The 14,838-nt window shown below is 36.8% G+C and carries 15 protein-coding genes; 13 read left to right on the forward strand and 2 right to left on the reverse strand.

All coding sequences use genetic code 11. From position 1 onward, the window contains the following. Complete coding sequence (locus ACM40_RS10880) at positions 1-585, reverse strand: riboflavin synthase (RefSeq protein ID WP_048502788.1); 585 nt, start codon at positions 583-585, stop codon at positions 1-3. 48 nt (positions 586-633) lie between these two features. Between ACM40_RS10880 and pdxA the strand changes: the two genes are divergently transcribed. From pdxA to ACM40_RS10925, 9 genes are all read left to right on the forward strand, one after another. Then, positions 634-1,725: a 4-hydroxythreonine-4-phosphate dehydrogenase PdxA gene (gene pdxA / locus ACM40_RS10885; RefSeq protein WP_048502789.1), complete on the forward strand. Its 1,092-nt coding sequence runs from the start codon at positions 634-636 to the stop codon at positions 1,723-1,725. Positions 1,726-1,809: 84 nt separating this feature from the next. Continuing rightward, positions 1,810-2,340, forward strand: a complete 531-nt coding sequence (locus tag ACM40_RS10890) for a YceD family protein (protein ID WP_048502790.1) — start codon at positions 1,810-1,812, stop codon at positions 2,338-2,340. Between the two features lie 66 nt (positions 2,341-2,406). Then, positions 2,407-2,610, forward strand: a complete 204-nt coding sequence (gene rpmF, locus ACM40_RS10895) for a 50S ribosomal protein L32 (RefSeq protein WP_007843326.1) — start codon at positions 2,407-2,409, stop codon at positions 2,608-2,610. A 127-nt stretch (positions 2,611-2,737) separates the two neighbouring features. Further along, positions 2,738-3,226, forward strand: coding sequence for an acetyl-CoA carboxylase biotin carboxyl carrier protein (gene accB, locus ACM40_RS10900; protein ID WP_048502791.1), 489 nt, complete (start codon positions 2,738-2,740; stop codon positions 3,224-3,226). A 99-nt stretch (positions 3,227-3,325) separates the two neighbouring features. After that, positions 3,326-4,681, forward strand: a complete 1,356-nt coding sequence (gene accC, locus ACM40_RS10905) for an acetyl-CoA carboxylase biotin carboxylase subunit (protein ID WP_048502792.1) — start codon at positions 3,326-3,328, stop codon at positions 4,679-4,681. 299 nt (positions 4,682-4,980) lie between these two features. After that, positions 4,981-5,388 (forward strand): type VI secretion system tube protein TssD, encoded by a 408-nt coding sequence (gene tssD / locus ACM40_RS10910; RefSeq protein WP_048502793.1) that lies wholly within the window; start codon positions 4,981-4,983, stop codon positions 5,386-5,388. Between the two features lie 277 nt (positions 5,389-5,665). Next, positions 5,666-6,913, forward strand: coding sequence for an ornithine--oxo-acid transaminase (rocD, locus tag ACM40_RS10915; RefSeq protein WP_048502794.1), 1,248 nt, complete (start codon positions 5,666-5,668; stop codon positions 6,911-6,913). Beyond that, positions 6,913-7,668, forward strand: coding sequence for a glycosyltransferase family 2 protein (locus ACM40_RS10920; RefSeq protein WP_048502795.1), 756 nt, complete (start codon positions 6,913-6,915; stop codon positions 7,666-7,668). The genes rocD and ACM40_RS10920 overlap by 1 nt, the downstream gene beginning before the upstream one ends. A gap of 264 nt (positions 7,669-7,932) precedes the next feature. Continuing rightward, the gene (locus ACM40_RS10925) at positions 7,933-8,676 is read left to right on the forward strand and encodes a polysaccharide deacetylase family protein (protein WP_083996833.1); all 744 of its coding nucleotides are present in this window, start codon (positions 7,933-7,935) and stop codon (positions 8,674-8,676) included. Here ACM40_RS10925 and ACM40_RS10930 read toward each other — a convergent pair. Continuing rightward, positions 8,673-9,752, reverse strand: a complete 1,080-nt coding sequence (locus ACM40_RS10930; RefSeq protein WP_048502895.1) for a glycosyltransferase family 4 protein — start codon at positions 9,750-9,752, stop codon at positions 8,673-8,675. The genes ACM40_RS10925 and ACM40_RS10930 overlap by 4 nt on opposite strands. Before the next feature lie 59 nt (positions 9,753-9,811). Between ACM40_RS10930 and ACM40_RS10935 the strand changes: the two genes are divergently transcribed. The 4 genes from ACM40_RS10935 to ACM40_RS10950 all read left to right on the forward strand — a co-directional run bounded on the left by ACM40_RS10935 (position 9,812) and on the right by ACM40_RS10950 (position 14,806). Further along, positions 9,812-10,786 carry a glycosyltransferase gene (locus ACM40_RS10935; protein WP_048502797.1) on the forward strand — a complete coding sequence of 325 codons (975 nt, stop codon included), beginning with the start codon at positions 9,812-9,814 and terminating at the stop codon, positions 10,784-10,786. Beyond that, positions 10,783-11,970, forward strand: a complete 1,188-nt coding sequence (locus ACM40_RS10940) for a glycosyltransferase family 4 protein (protein WP_048502798.1) — start codon at positions 10,783-10,785, stop codon at positions 11,968-11,970. Before ACM40_RS10935 ends, ACM40_RS10940 begins: the two co-directional genes overlap by 4 nt. A gap of 63 nt (positions 11,971-12,033) precedes the next feature. After that, a complete protein-coding gene (locus ACM40_RS10945; RefSeq protein WP_048502799.1) occupies positions 12,034-13,272 on the forward strand; it encodes a glycosyltransferase family 61 protein in 1,239 nt (412 codons plus the stop codon). 19 nt (positions 13,273-13,291) lie between these two features. After that, the gene (locus ACM40_RS10950) at positions 13,292-14,806 is read left to right on the forward strand and encodes a hypothetical protein (protein WP_048502800.1); all 1,515 of its coding nucleotides are present in this window, start codon (positions 13,292-13,294) and stop codon (positions 14,804-14,806) included. The last annotated feature ends 32 nt before the right edge of the window (positions 14,807-14,838 follow it).

Here is a 14,838-nt window from a genome sequence, read left to right on the forward strand (position 1 = left end):
CTACTTTTTAATTAACCTAGCAATATACTTACCAATAATGTCAAATTCTAAATTAACTTTATCTCCGATTTTAAGATGTTGCATATTGGTAAACTCCCAAGTGTAAGGAATAATAGCTACAGAAAACTGTGTATCCTCGCTTTTTGCCACAGTAAGACTTATCCCGTTCACTGTAATAGAGCCTTGAGGAACCGTTACGAAACTGCCGGCATCTTCATATTTAATAGTAATAAAATAGCTTCCGTCCTTATTTTCAATTCCTGCCACTTCACCTGTTTTATCAACATGTCCCTGCACGATATGTCCGTCCAGTCTTCCATCCATCTTCATGCATCGCTCAAGATTTACCACAGTACCCACTTCCCATTTACCAAGATTGGTTTTTTCCAGCGTTTCATTGATGGCCGTTACCACATATTGGTTTTCCCTGATCTCAACAACTGTAAGACAGCATCCGTTATGGGCAAGACTTTGATCTATTTTCAGCTCGTTCGTAAAAGGGCATGTTAATGTAAAATCTATGTTGCTTCCTTTTTCTTCAATCTTTTCAATAACGCCAACTGCTTCAATAATTCCTGTGAACATATTATTTTTTGCTAAATTTGTAAATTATAATCTTCAAAGATAATCAAAATGAGCCCAAAAAACCATAAAGTACGAGTAGGAATTTCAATCGGTGATTTTAACGGCATCGGTCCGGAGATCATCATGAAATCCCTGAGTGACAAAACCATTACGGATTTTTTCACTCCGGTGATTTTTGGCTCGGGAAAGTTATTCACCTTCCAGAAAAATATTTTCAAGCTGAACCTGAACTTCAACTACATCAATGAAGCTTCGCAGGCGCAGGCAGGAAAACTCAATATGGTGAATCTCACCAAGGACAATGTGAACGTAGAACTGGGAGTTCCAACGGAAGAATCCACCAAAATGGCCATTGCTTCTCTGGAATTGGCTACAGAAGCTTTAATGAAGGGGGACATTGATGTTCTGGTTACCGCACCTATCAATAAGGATGAAATGGTAAAAATAGGCTTTAAACACGCCGGACATACAGGGTATTTCGAAGAAAAATTCAGTAAGAAAGGACTTATGTTCCTGGTTACGGATGAACTTAAAGTAGCTGTTTCTACCCACCATATTCCAATTGCGAGCGTAGCAGAAAATATTTCCAAGGAAAAAATTAAGAAGCAGATCAGAGCCCTGAATCAGACTTTGATTGAGGATTTCTGTGTACAGAAACCGAAAATCGCCGTATTGGGACTGAATCCTCATGCAGGTGACGGAGGTGTAATTGGAAAAGAAGAAATAGAAATTATAGAACCGGCAATAAAGGAGCTATCTGACAATGGAATACTGGCTTTCGGCCCTTATCCTGCGGACAGTTTTTTCCAGCCCAGCAAATATAAAAGCTTCGATGCTGTTTTAGCCATGTACCATGATCAGGGACTTGCACCGTTCAAAACCCTGGCCTATGAAGAAGGTGTGAATTACACAGCCGGGCTTCCGTTTATCAGAACTTCTCCAGACCACGGAGTGGCCTATGATATTGCAGGAAAAAACATTGCCGATGAGCAGAGTTTTACCGAAGCCATCTTCACAGCTATTAAAATTTTCAGAAACAGAAGTGAATATAACGACCTGATGAACAACCGGATGCAGCCAAGAAAGATGGCCGTTGACAACGGAGTGGATGAAGATCTGCCGGACGAAAATGAAGGATAACCGTTTAAAACAAATTTTAAATTAATTTGTTATGGATTTTATTTGTTATTATAAAAAAATTGCATATTTTTGCACACTCATTTTATGGACAAGTTAAGAAACTATGACGTAAGCTTTTCCGGACTTAAAAACGGGAAGCACGTGTTCAAATTTGAGATAGATAAAACGTTCTTTCAATTATTTGACACTGAACAGGAATTTACAAATCCTAAGATAACTGCAGATGTTTTTCTCGAAAAACATACAACATTTTTAGAATTTGAGATCAAAGTACATGGGACGGTAGTTCTTGTTTGTGATATCACAAATGACGAGTTCGACTATCCTATTGAAAACGAGATCAAAATTTTGGTGAATTTTGGTGAAGAATATGACGACAGCAATGAAGACGTCATTACAATACCGGCTTCAGATCATGCATTTAATGTAGCTCAGCTGATTTACGAAAATGTTCAGCTTTCTATTCCGATGAAAAAAATTTCACCGAATGTAAGCGATGAAGATCTGGAAATTCTTAGCAGGTTCAGTCCGAAAGACATTGAAGAATCCGAGGAGGAAGAACACGACAGCGATCCCCGATGGGACGCGTTGAGAAAATTAAAAGACAATAATTAAATAAAATAATTTAAATATGATGAGATGATGAATCTCATCGCTCATCAATTAAAAAAGTTATTCAAAATGGCACATCCTAAGAGAAGACAGTCGTCCACAAGAAGAGATAAGAGAAGAACTCATTATAAAGCAGTAGTTCCTCAATTAGCGAAAGATGCAACAACTGGTGAACTTCACCTTTATCACAGAGCTCACTGGCATGAAGGAAAACTTTACTACAGAGGTAAAGTAGTATTGGAAAAAGAAGTAGCAACTACAGAAGAAAACTAAGAGTCGCTTTTCGCTGAAAAAGCCTCATTTTAATACAAAAACCGCCCAATTTTGATAAAATTAGGCGGTTTTTTGTTGTTTTTTATGTTTTTTTGGTATCTTTGGAACAAAATCAAATATCAATTTTATGGACATTAAAGACATACAAAATCTTATTAAGTTTGTATCTAAAGCTGAAGTTTCAGAAGTAAAATACAAAACTAAAGATTTCGAAATCACCATTAAAACTCCATTAGCCGGAAGCGATGCAGTTTATGCGCAGCCAGCAGTGTACCACACAGCTCCTCAGGCTGCGGCAGCTCCAGCCCCTGCTCAGGCAGCATCTCCGGCAGCGGTTTCTGTTGAAAAAACGGAAGCAGCATCAGATGACAGCAAATATGTGGCGATCAAATCTCCAATGATCGGTACTTTCTACAGAAAACCATCTCCGGATAAAGACGTATTCGTGAATGTAGGTGACGAAATTTCTGCAGGAAAAGTAGTTTGCGTAATCGAAGCAATGAAATTATTCAACCAGATCGATTCTGAAATCAGCGGAAAAATCGTGAAGATTTTAGTAGACGATGCTACACCGGTAGAATACGATCAGCCTTTATTCTTAGTAGATCCATCTTAATTTAGAAGTTAGATGTTAGACATTAGATGTTAGACTTAATTCTGCATTCAAAATAACATTATCTAATTTTCAAATTATCTAATTTTCAAATTGAAGAAGATGTTCAAAAAAATATTAATAGCCAACCGTGGCGAAATTGCAATGCGTATTTTACGTACCTGCAAAGAAATGGGGATCAAAACTGTTGCCGTATACTCTACCGCAGACAAAGACAGTCTCCATGTAAGATTTGCTGATGAGGCAGTTTGTATAGGACCTGCTATGAGCAAAGATTCCTATCTTAAAATCCCTAATATTATAGCAGCAGCGGAAATTACCAATGCTGACGCTATTCATCCTGGTTATGGATTTTTATCTGAAAATGCCAACTTCTCAAGAATCTGTCAGAAAAATAACATCAAGTTCATTGGTGCTTCTCCTGAACAGATCGAAAGAATGGGTGATAAAGCAAATGCCAAAGCGACGATGAAGGCTGCAGGAGTACCATGTGTACCAGGTTCCGACGGATTGATCGAATCTTACGAGCATGCTGTAAAAGTAGCTGAAGAAACAGGATATCCTGTTATGATCAAAGCTACTGCTGGTGGTGGTGGAAAAGGGATGAGAGCCGTATGGAAAGCCGAAGACCTTAAAGATCACTGGGAATCTGCCATTCAGGAAGCTGTAGCAGCTTTTGGAAACGGAGGGATGTATATGGAAAAACTGATTGAAGAGCCCAGACACATTGAAATCCAGGTAGCCGGAGACCAGTACGGAAAGGCATGTCATCTTTCTGAAAGAGACTGTTCTGTACAGAGAAGAAACCAGAAACTGACTGAAGAAACTCCTTCTCCTTTCATGACTGACGAACTTCGTGAGAAAATGGGTGAAGCTGCTGTAAAAGCTGCTGAATTCATTGGATATGAAGGGGTGGGAACTATTGAATTCCTTGTAGACAAGCACAGAAATTTCTATTTCATGGAAATGAATACAAGAATCCAGGTAGAGCACCCTATTACCGAACAGGTAATTGATTATGACCTGATCAGAGAACAGATTCTTCTTGCGGCAGGAACTCCTATTTCCGGAATCAACTATTACCCGAAATTACACTCAATCGAGTGCAGAATCAACGCTGAAGATCCTTATGCTGATTTCAGACCGTCTCCGGGAAAAATCACAGGATTAAATATTCCTGGTGGACACGGAGTAAGAGTGGATACTCACGTTTATTCAGGATATACCATTCCTTCCAATTATGACTCTATGATCGCTAAGCTTATCACTACCGCTCAAACCCGTGAGGAAGCTATCGCTAAAATGAGACGTGCACTGGAAGAATTCTACATTGAAGGTGTAAAAACAACGATTCCTTTCCACAGACAATTGATGGATAATGAAGATTATCTGTCAGGAAACTATACAACAAAATTCATGGAGGATTTTGTAATGGACAAAAAATATGATAATCATTAAGATTATTTACAGATACATTTTAAACTGCCTCATTCCGGGGCAGTTTTTTTATTTCAAAATCCGGTTCAGCTTCTATAAAAACGTTGAATCTCCCTGCTTATCGGAAGTAATCATTTCTTAATATTAAATTCTATAATCCATTGATTACCAACCAATAATTTGCCTAACAATTGTTAGTCGAAGAATTACTACATTTTTTAAAATTTTTCCAAAAACTTTTTTCTGATAACATAATTACTTCTATTTTTGGTGATATAAACAACAAATCACAAAATATTAACAATTAAAATTTACTAATCATGGCAGAAAGAAATTCAAGAGGAATTTTAAAATTCAACGGCGGTGAGGGGCAAAAGTTATTAAAGCTTAACTACAGTGTATCCCGTTCTACAGATGTATCAGGAAGAGTAGCATCAGATCCTTCCAATGCACTCATCAAAATCACAGTGGAAGCTACAGAAAAATCAGATATTCTGGAAAGCCTTCTTAACGGAAAATACAAGCCTACAACCGGAGAAGTTACCTTCAATAAGTCTCACGAAGAAGGAACACTGACTACTTTGAAATGGGAAAACGGATATGTAATCCAGCATGAAGTAGACTTCGACGCAGTAGATGATAACAGCATGTACATCACTTTTGTTGTGAGTGCAGAACAAATTGATCTTGGTAATTCTTCATACAGAGGAGAATGGCCTTCATCTTAAGATCGTAATTTCTATTCAAAAAATAACAACAGGCAGAATGGTAACCCGCATTGAAGGATACTGTTCTGCTTTTTTGCTGTAATAACTATATTTATTATCTCATACAAAGGCTAACCTGAAAGATATAAAACCTATTCTACCTTATCAGGAAAAGAAATATTTTCTAAAACGTTTCAATCCGTCCCTAAAATACACTTTAAATACTTCCCCGTACCCTATTATGTTTTTGTTCATGCATCTCATTAATAATGCTTAAATTTGTCAAAAACCAAAACATATGTCAACAGCAGCAACAGCAAAAAATTCACAGTATTTTATTGACCTTGAAGACCAGTACGGAGCGCACAACTATCATCCTCTTCCAGTAGTTCTGGACCGTGGAGAAGGTGTTTTTGTATGGGATGTGGAAGGCAAAAAATATTATGATTTCCTTTCCGCTTACTCTGCTGTGAACCAGGGGCATTCTCACCCCAAAATTGTGTCAGCGTTGGTAGAACAGGCTCAGAAACTGGCCCTTACTTCACGGGCATTTTACAATTCGAAACTGGGAGAATATGAGCAGAAAATCACTACTCTTTTCGGATTTGATAAGGTACTCCCTATGAATTCCGGAGCCGAAGCCGTAGAAACTGCCGTAAAATTAGCCAGAAAATGGAGCTATGAAGTGAAAGGAATTTCAGAAAACGCAGCCAAAATTATCGTTTGCGAAAACAATTTCCACGGAAGAACCACCACTATTGTTTCTTTCTCAAATGATCCTGATGCCAATCAGAATTACGGACCTTTCACACCGGGATTTATAAAAATTCCTTACAATGATATCCAGGCACTGGAAGATGTGCTGAACAGTGAGGCAGGAAACATTGCAGCATTCCTGGTAGAACCTATTCAGGGTGAAGCCGGTGTTTATGTTCCGGACGAAGGTTTCCTTAAAAATGCATCTGAACTATGCAGAAAACATAACGTACTGTTTATTGCAGATGAAGTTCAGACCGGTATTGCGAGAACAGGACAACTGATCGCCTGCCATCATGAGAACGTGCAGCCAGATATCCTGATCTTAGGAAAAGCGCTTTCAGGAGGAATGTATCCCGTATCCGCAGTATTGGCCAATGACAACATCATGAATGTGATCAAGCCGGGACAACACGGCTCTACATTCGGAGGAAATCCTATTGCCTGTGCAGTGGCAATGGCTGCCCTGGATGTAGTTGAAGACGAAAAACTATCCGAAAGAGCAGAAGAGCTGGGTAAGCTTTTCAGAGCCGAAATTGAAAAAATCATTGACAAAAGCAATCTAATTACCAAAGTGAGAGGAAAAGGTCTTTTAAATGCTATCTTAATTAATGATACTCCGGACAGCTCTACGGCATGGGACTTATGCTTAAAGTTGAAAGAAAATGGTCTTCTTGCCAAGCCTACCCATGGAAATATCATCAGATTGGCACCTCCTTTGGTGATTACAGAAGAGCAGCTGTTAGACTGCGTCAAAATCATTGAAAAAACTATTACAGAATTTCATTAATGAAGTTATCAGTCTGTTATATTGTTTTAAATGGGGAAAGAATCATTGAGAAAAGTATCAGGAGCATCAATGAGATAGCCGATGAGATTATTGTCGTTGATTCTTTTTCCACAGACAAAACCGAAGAGATCTGTACCGGGTTTCCAAAGGTAAAATTTATTCAAAAAAAATTTCTCGGCTTCGGCTGTCAGAAAAACTATACCCTGTCTGAAGCTTCGGGAGAATGGATTCTGTTCCTGGATTCCGATGAAGTTCCGGATCTGAAGGCAGTAGATGCCATTAAGGAAATATTGAACAATCCGAGCCCTCCTTATAACGTTTATGAAATCCACTTCAACAATATCCTGTTGAAAAAAACCATCAAATATGGCGGATGGGGAGACGTATGGAGAGAAAGGTTTTTTAAAAAAGGACATGGAAAATACACTGACGACCTGGTACATGAATGCTTTATAACACAAGATAAAAAGGGAAAACTGCCCGGAAATATAGATCATTATACTTATAAAAGTATTGCCCATCATATTGAAAAAATCAACAGCTATACACAGCTGATGGCTGAGAAAAAAGTTTCCAATGGCAAGTCTGTATCTATTTTAAAGATTATTTTTTCGCCATTTTATGATTTTATGAAAACTTATTTTTTCAAGTTTGGCTTTCTTGATGGCGTTGCAGGATTCTATATTTCTATTACCGGAGCATTTTACACTTTCCTGAAATACATAAAGATCAACGAGATTCTCAAACTCAAATAATTTTTATATTGAAATACAATAGCCGGGCTGCACGCTTCCGGCTTTATTTTTATTTGCAACACAGATATATTCAGAGGCTTAAACATTATTTTAATCTTTTTTTAAGCTCAGGCATCTGATATTTAATTATTTTTGAAGGTTGTAACAGATCTCTTTTTTTGTAGACTTATCAACATAAATCAGCTATTCAATTTTAAAAACATTGGAATTATTATAAACCGTAAGATCATTATAGAACATACGTTTTATAAAATTCAGATAACCATGCTTAGATTCATTAAAAGGACGCTAGGATTTTCAAAAACAGAAAGTGTCCGTATTCTCATGTATCATAAAGTACTGCCGGAGAAAGAAATTCCGGACAGAGATCTTCTTACTGTGTCAGCAGAAAAGCTTGAGAGCCAGTTTAAATACATTAAAAGCAATTACAATACTTTATTTTTTAATGATCTGAATACCAGCAGCCAGCTGATGCATAAACTCATCCTGACATTTGATGACGGTTATCTCAATAACCTCCAATACCTGATTCCCTTACTGGAAAAGTATAAGCTGAAAGCCACGATTTTCGTTCCAACTGAGCTTATCGAGAAAAGTGAAACTGAAGAAAACCGCCAGTTGATGACCTTTGACGAGATTAAATCCCTTAATCCCGAACTGGTGGAAATAGCCCTGCACAGCCACGCCCACAAGAATTATTCGCAAATCTCTTTACAGGAAGCGGCAGACGATCTGCATAAAAACATCCGTACCCTGGAAGAAAAAGCGATACCTTTTACAAAGGTACTCGCCTATCCTTACGGTAAATTTCCCAAAAAGGGTAAGGAGAAAAAAGAATTTTTCTCTATCCTTGAAAATGCAGGAATTACTTCTGCAGTACGTATCGGTAACAATATTGCCTATTATCCGTGGAAAAATAAATTTGAAATCAAAAGGATTGATATCAAAGGAGGTGACAGTTTCAATGTATTTAAGTGGAAACTGAAGCTCGGAAAAATTAAACTTTAATTCAGCAGCTCGCTGTAAAGTTTTTCATAAGCAGCGGCCATTTCAAGATATCCGAATTTTATTGCTCTTTCTTTTAACTTTAAGGCATATTCTTCTTTTCCGGAGCCATAAAGCTGCATCCCCGATGCATAAACCTGCTGCATATCCTCTGCCGAAAAATTATCAAAATAGAAAGCCAGATCTCCTCCAATTTCAGGGAGACTCGTTAGATTACTCAGAAAAACAGGCTTTCCAAAATACATTGCTTCTACAGGAGGAATTCCAAAACCCTCTGCCAGTGAAGGATGACAGTAGGACTCACAATGCTCCAGAAGAAAGTACTTTTCATTATTATCTACATTTTCCAAAATATGCACTCTCCCCTCCAGCCCGAGTGTTCTGATTTTTTCTAAAAACTGTTCTTTATAGGCAGATTTTACAGATGAAGTGATCAATACAAGATCTCTGTCGTTTTTTGAGATAAGATCCAGGAGCACTTCCTGATTCTTTTTTGGGAAAAGGACCCCGATATTCAGAATGTATTTCTTGCCGATGAAATTATAAGGGCTGCAGGAACTGAATCCTGTAGTGTCAGGAAAGATGAGTCCGTTATAGATCACTTCAATTTTAACATTGTTTTTCAGCTTGAAAAGTCCCTTGTTTTTAAGAAAATCATCTTTCACAAACTCTGATATGCAGACTATTGCATCCGCGTTCCCGATATTCTTCTGAACGAGCTTTTTACTTTTATTCACTTTTTGTTCCGAACTGTTATCGTGTAAGAAATTAAGATCGTGAAGCGTTACCACTTTTTTCTGTTCTTTTCTTACAGTATGAAAATATTCGGAAAGCTGATGAGTGGTATGAATGAGTGAAAAAGGGCTGGTATTGATCGGAAATTTCTTTTGCCAGAACTTCCAGCCGATAATATTAAATTTTTTTTTTGTCCGTGGAATATTTTTTTTCGGACCATAAAAAGTGTAGTCAAAACCAGAGGCTTTTTCGTCCAGACCCTTTATTAATGAAACACATACGTTGGCAATTCCCGACTTCGGGTACTTTAATCTTTCGGCATCAATAAGAATTTTCTTTTGCATTCCACTCAGGGTTTTCATCAAAAATATAAATTTAATTATGAAATTTTTATTTTTGCAGTATGAAAATTTGTTTAATCAGCTTCGATTTCTGGCATTATGATGAACACATAGTGGAAAAACTGAGTGATAAAGGCATTGAGGCATGCCATATCAACATCGGAGCCTTTACCCATAAAAACACTGGTGAGCGTATAAAAAACACTTTCAGCAAAATTTTTCTGGGCAAAAACCCGAAACATCACAAAAGACAAAGTTTCATACTGGAATCTCTGGAAAAAATCGGAAAACAGGATCAGATCCTGGTCATCAATCCTGAAGCTATTGAGGAAAACATCCATCAGAAGATCAGAGAATATGCAGACCGGAATATTGCCTATCTTTATGACAGCATGGCCAGAAACCCCGCCACGCACCTTCATTATTTTGATACCATATTCTCCTTTGATGATAATGATGTGAAAAATTTCGGTTTCGAAAAGATCACCAACTACAACTACCTCGATCATATTCCTGCCGAAAAGCAGCATCCCAAGCTTGATCTGTTCTACATTACATCCTATGATAAAAAAAGACTCTCTGCTTTAAATACGTTAATCAACAGATTGCTTCCTCTTAAAATAAAATTTGAGGTATATATGGTAGGCAAAAAAGGCTGGAAAAACAAACTGAACCAGATCATTGATCCCAAAAATATCGATATTTTAAAGTTCGGAAGAAAAAAAATACCTCATCATGCATTGCCTGACTATTATAAGAATACCAAAGTCATTCTTGACCTGATGCGTGCGAACCAGACCGGGCTCAGTTTCAGGATATTTGAAGCTATGGCGCTGGAAAAGAAAATCATCACAGACAATTCTACGATCAAAACGTATGATTTTTACAATCCTAATAATATTCTGGTTCTGGATAAAAATTTCCGTAATGTAAACAAAGATTTTTTCAATACACCATACGAAAAACTGCCTGAAGAAGTTTATAATAAGTATACACTTGATCATTGGGTGAACACGGTATTTAAACTGAATTCATGAAAGAAATAAAAAATGTACTTATTGTAACCCGGGAATACCAGTCTTCCCGTACTCCCAAAGTAGGCGGTACAGGTGTTTTTTATAAGAATTTGTGTGCAGAGCTTGTAAAGAGAGGCATCTCGGTGCATGTTTTCCTGATCTCAAAGCACGCATTTGATGTAGAGGAGAATGGTATAAAGATCCATTCAGTAAAAGATATTTTTAAAGCCAATCCTCTTCTTGAGCTGCTAAGATCTGCTACCGGAAAAGTAAAAGCTCTGGAAAAAATTCATTTTAAAACCTATCTGTCGGAGAAAAAAATAATTTCGGACAAAATAAGTGCCTGGATCAGGAAAAATAATCTTCATTTTGACATCGCGGAGACCCATGATTTTGACGGTCTGGCACTCTCTATTCCCAAAGAAATTCCTTATGTGATCAGATGCCACGGTTCCTGGTCCGTCCTGGAAAAGTATTTTGGATATAAAAAAGTTCATAAAGGAAGAATCTTCTGTGAAAAGGAAGCCTTTAAAAGCTCTAAAAACGTCATTGTGATATCAAAGTACAATGAGTCCATCAATGAAAGCCTTTTCGGCATTAAAAACCCCAAACTCATCTACAACGGTATCGATGAAAAGTTTTACAAACCTTCCGGAAATACGGAAGTCATTCGCCAATCTGTTTTCTATTTAGGAAATGTATCTTACGAAAAGGGAGCGGAAACCCTGATTAATGCTTTTATTGAGCTTAAAAAAATATATCCCGCAGCATCGCTACATTTTATAGGAAAGCCCAACCACTACCCCGATTATATAGCCGAAAATATTCAGGACCCGGAAACCAGGGATTCGATTCATTTTTATGGAAACAAACTAGGTGTGGAAATTGTGGAACTCATTGGCAAAGCAGAGGTGGTCTGCTTTCCCTCCAAAGGTGAAAATTTTAGCTTATCTTTGCTTGAGGTAATGGCTATGCAGAAACCTGTGGTATGCTCTGCAATAGATTCCTTTAAAGAAATTATAGAGGAACCTGTAAATGGTCTGATTGCCGGAGAGGATCACTTCCCCGAAAAGATAAGTCTTACTTTTGAAGACGATGAGCTGAGAAACAGGATTTCAGTAAATGCCCGGAAATTAATAGAATCAAAATTCGGGATTGACAAGATGGTAGATGAAACCCTGAATTATTATAACGGCATATTATAAAAAACGATTTGTACTTGCCGGAAATAATGACCGTTTTTCTTAGTTTATCCTAAGTTTTAGAATATGAATGCGAAGGAACAAATTGAACATTTAGAAAAGGAGCTTAAAGCACTTAGAAAAAAATATTATATCAAGTCTTTCTTCAGGAAAGCCAAAAGACTTGTAACAGATTTTTTACCGCTGGATTCCATCCCTTCTGAATACTGTACGGAGAGAATTATGATCAGCAACAAAGAGGAGTCGGAATTGTTTCTGCCTAAAACATTTGATACTATTACTCAGGCTTCTATAAAAGCTCCCAAAAACCCCATAGAAATATTTGCTCTTCAGAATGTTCTATGTATCCCCAATTCCACCTATTTTTTAGATCTTAAAAAAGAGAAGATCTACTATGAAAGATGGCATGACGACGACAGGATCACGTATGTCTATAATACCAACAATCTTCTACAACATTCAATTACTCTGGCTAAGGTGAAGAACTATAAAGAGATTTATTATGATGAGGAAGCTATTTTCATGGGTGGAACGTTTACTTTCAATTATTATCATTTCCTGGTAGATATCCTGTCGAAAGTTGAGTATTTCAAATATATTCCTGATGCAAAGAATAAGCTGATCATTATAGATGAAGATGTGCAGAAGGTTGAAAACCTGAAGGACCTGCTCATGTTCTTTTTGAAAGATTATAAAATTGCATTCCTCAGCCACGAAAAAAATTATTACCGCTTTAAAAAGCTATGGCACATCACCAGCAACAATTATGCAGTCCCGAATATTATGCCGGGAATGACTTATGAAGCCGGGTTTACCAAGCTGTCGAAATCATCGCTTCAATATCTACGAAAAACAGCCTTTGATAACCTGGATCTAGCCAAAGTCCGCATTCAGCCTGTTAAAAGAATATTTATCTCCAGAAGATCTCAGTATAGAAAATATAATGAAGAAGAAATTCTGGCATTGGTACAAAAGCATGGGTTTGAAGAGGTCTTTTTTGAAGATCTGAATATTCATGAGCAAATCTATCTCGTTAATAATGCCGAGTATATTATTGGCCCTAGTGGTGCAGCCTGGACAAATGTATTATTTGCCAATGCAGGAAGTAAAGGCCTGAGCTGGTTCAGTTCCGTATGGGGAGATTTTGCAATTTTTTCTACCTTAGCTCAGCAAGTAGGGTTCGATCTTTACTTTTATATTTATCCACAGGATTATGAAGGGTTCCACGAGGATTACAGATTGGATCCGGAAGTTTTCAGTCAATACCTGGATCAACTAATCAATATACCAAAAGAAGCAGATTAAACACACGATAATACAAAATATGAATTCAGTACCAGCTTATAATAAAAAACAGATTTTCTCCTACGGAATCTTATTTTTATCAGGTTTGTATTTTGCTTTCATAAGTGTTTATTCCATTAACCAGGTTGATCTAGGCTTTCAGCTGTCTGCAGTAGGAAGATTAAAGGCCGGACAGGTTATTTACAAGGATTTCGATTTTATCCGCCCTTTTTTTGGAGTTATCTTATGGGATTACCTTCTAAAGTTTATTCCACTACAGTTCGATTATTCAATTCTCATTTCTAGGATTCTTGTTATTATAGAAAGCTTTATCATCTGCCATGTTATACAGAAGCTAATTTTTGAAAGGAAGGACCTGCAAACTACTGTATTTCTGGTATTATGTTTTCTCCATACTTTTCCTATTATGCCATGGCATACCATAGATGGAATTTTCTTTTCTGTACTTGCCTTACTGTTTTATAAAAAAAAATGGTATCTCAGCTCTCTCCTCTTTATTGTATTTGCCTTACTTACCAAACAGTCATTTATTATTTTCGGGTTGGGAGCATCTGCCATTATTCTGATTGATCTATTTAAAAAATTAGTGATTACAAAAAAGGATTTATATATTTTTATTCCTTCTTTTTTATTTTTAGTTGCCATACTATTTCAGTACCGGATTATTGAAAACTTCAACTTATTTGTGGAACAGGTTTTGCATTCTGCATCACCAACTTATCTTTATCAAGGCTGTATAGCTCCCTACTTTTCTTTTGAAAACAATTTTCACACTATAGTCTATATTCTTTCACTGATCCTGATTTATTTTATAAAAATTAATAAAAGTATATTTGAGATAGTATTGCTGGTTGTATTGCCCGTTTTCATCATATATCCTTTTTTTAATGACGGACATTTCAAAGGAGCTTATGTTTTATATGTTCTCTTATTCATCCTGTTTCTAAAGTATGAAAGGCAGAATAAATTTATATTTTTACTCCTGTTTCTCGGATGGTGTTCTTCTATTTCCTGGGGATATAATACACCGGCTTTTTTTATTTTGATTCTTCTTTATAAATTCATAGAAAAGCAAAACAGGTTTTTCTTCCTTTTATGGGGAATCGTATTAACCATTTTTTCACTCTACAGAAGTAAGTATCCCTACTCTTCAGAAAGCCTTTCATCTAAACACATCTTTATTAAAAATGTGCCAGCAGTTTCAGGATTGCTGGTTTCGGAAAAAGAATATTCTTATATCCTGGAGGCACAACAGATTCATAGTATACACAAAGATATTATTTTCCTGCCTGCATCCCCTCTTCTGGATATTATTAATTCAAGTTTTTTAAACCGTGCATCATGGGAAATTGATGTTGAATACCCAAGCTGGAAATCTGATCTTCAAAAATTAAAGACGAATACAATCGCTGTAGATAATGGACTTCTGCCCTATTATAAAGAAGGTTTCTTTGTCAGTTCAGTTACTCTTGAACTTATGAAACAGAAAAAAATAATTAAGAAGACAAAATACTTTACTATTTACAGTAATTAAATTCATCCTAACTAAAATCAGTATCTTTAAAC

This window comes from Chryseobacterium sp. BLS98, assembly GCF_001045445.1.
In the GTDB taxonomy this organism is placed as follows: domain Bacteria; phylum Bacteroidota; class Bacteroidia; order Flavobacteriales; family Weeksellaceae; genus Chryseobacterium.

Excerpts from the sequence above, each read along its gene's own strand:
- ACM40_RS10925 (WP_083996833.1), top strand. The coding sequence starts at position 7,933 with ATGCTTAGATTCATTAAAAGGACGCTAGGATTTTCAAAAACAGAAAGT.
- accB (WP_048502791.1), top strand. The coding sequence starts at position 2,738 with ATGGACATTAAAGACATACAAAATCTTATTAAGTTTGTATCTAAAGCT.
- rpmF (WP_007843326.1), top strand. The coding sequence starts at position 2,407 with ATGGCACATCCTAAGAGAAGACAGTCGTCCACAAGAAGAGATAAGAGA.
- ACM40_RS10880 (WP_048502788.1), bottom strand. The coding sequence starts at position 585 with ATGTTCACAGGAATTATTGAAGCAGTTGGCGTTATTGAAAAGATTGAA.
- ACM40_RS10890 (WP_048502790.1), top strand. The coding sequence starts at position 1,810 with ATGGACAAGTTAAGAAACTATGACGTAAGCTTTTCCGGACTTAAAAAC.
- ACM40_RS10940 (WP_048502798.1), top strand. The coding sequence starts at position 10,783 with ATGAAAGAAATAAAAAATGTACTTATTGTAACCCGGGAATACCAGTCT.
- pdxA (WP_048502789.1), top strand. The coding sequence starts at position 634 with ATGAGCCCAAAAAACCATAAAGTACGAGTAGGAATTTCAATCGGTGAT.
- ACM40_RS10920 (WP_048502795.1), top strand. The coding sequence starts at position 6,913 with ATGAAGTTATCAGTCTGTTATATTGTTTTAAATGGGGAAAGAATCATT.
- ACM40_RS10945 (WP_048502799.1), top strand. The coding sequence starts at position 12,034 with ATGAATGCGAAGGAACAAATTGAACATTTAGAAAAGGAGCTTAAAGCA.
- tssD (WP_048502793.1), top strand. The coding sequence starts at position 4,981 with ATGGCAGAAAGAAATTCAAGAGGAATTTTAAAATTCAACGGCGGTGAG.
- rocD (WP_048502794.1), top strand. The coding sequence starts at position 5,666 with ATGTCAACAGCAGCAACAGCAAAAAATTCACAGTATTTTATTGACCTT.
- ACM40_RS10950 (WP_048502800.1), top strand. The coding sequence starts at position 13,292 with ATGAATTCAGTACCAGCTTATAATAAAAAACAGATTTTCTCCTACGGA.
- ACM40_RS10930 (WP_048502895.1), bottom strand. The coding sequence starts at position 9,752 with ATGCAAAAGAAAATTCTTATTGATGCCGAAAGATTAAAGTACCCGAAG.
- accC (WP_048502792.1), top strand. The coding sequence starts at position 3,326 with ATGTTCAAAAAAATATTAATAGCCAACCGTGGCGAAATTGCAATGCGT.
- ACM40_RS10935 (WP_048502797.1), top strand. The coding sequence starts at position 9,812 with ATGAAAATTTGTTTAATCAGCTTCGATTTCTGGCATTATGATGAACAC.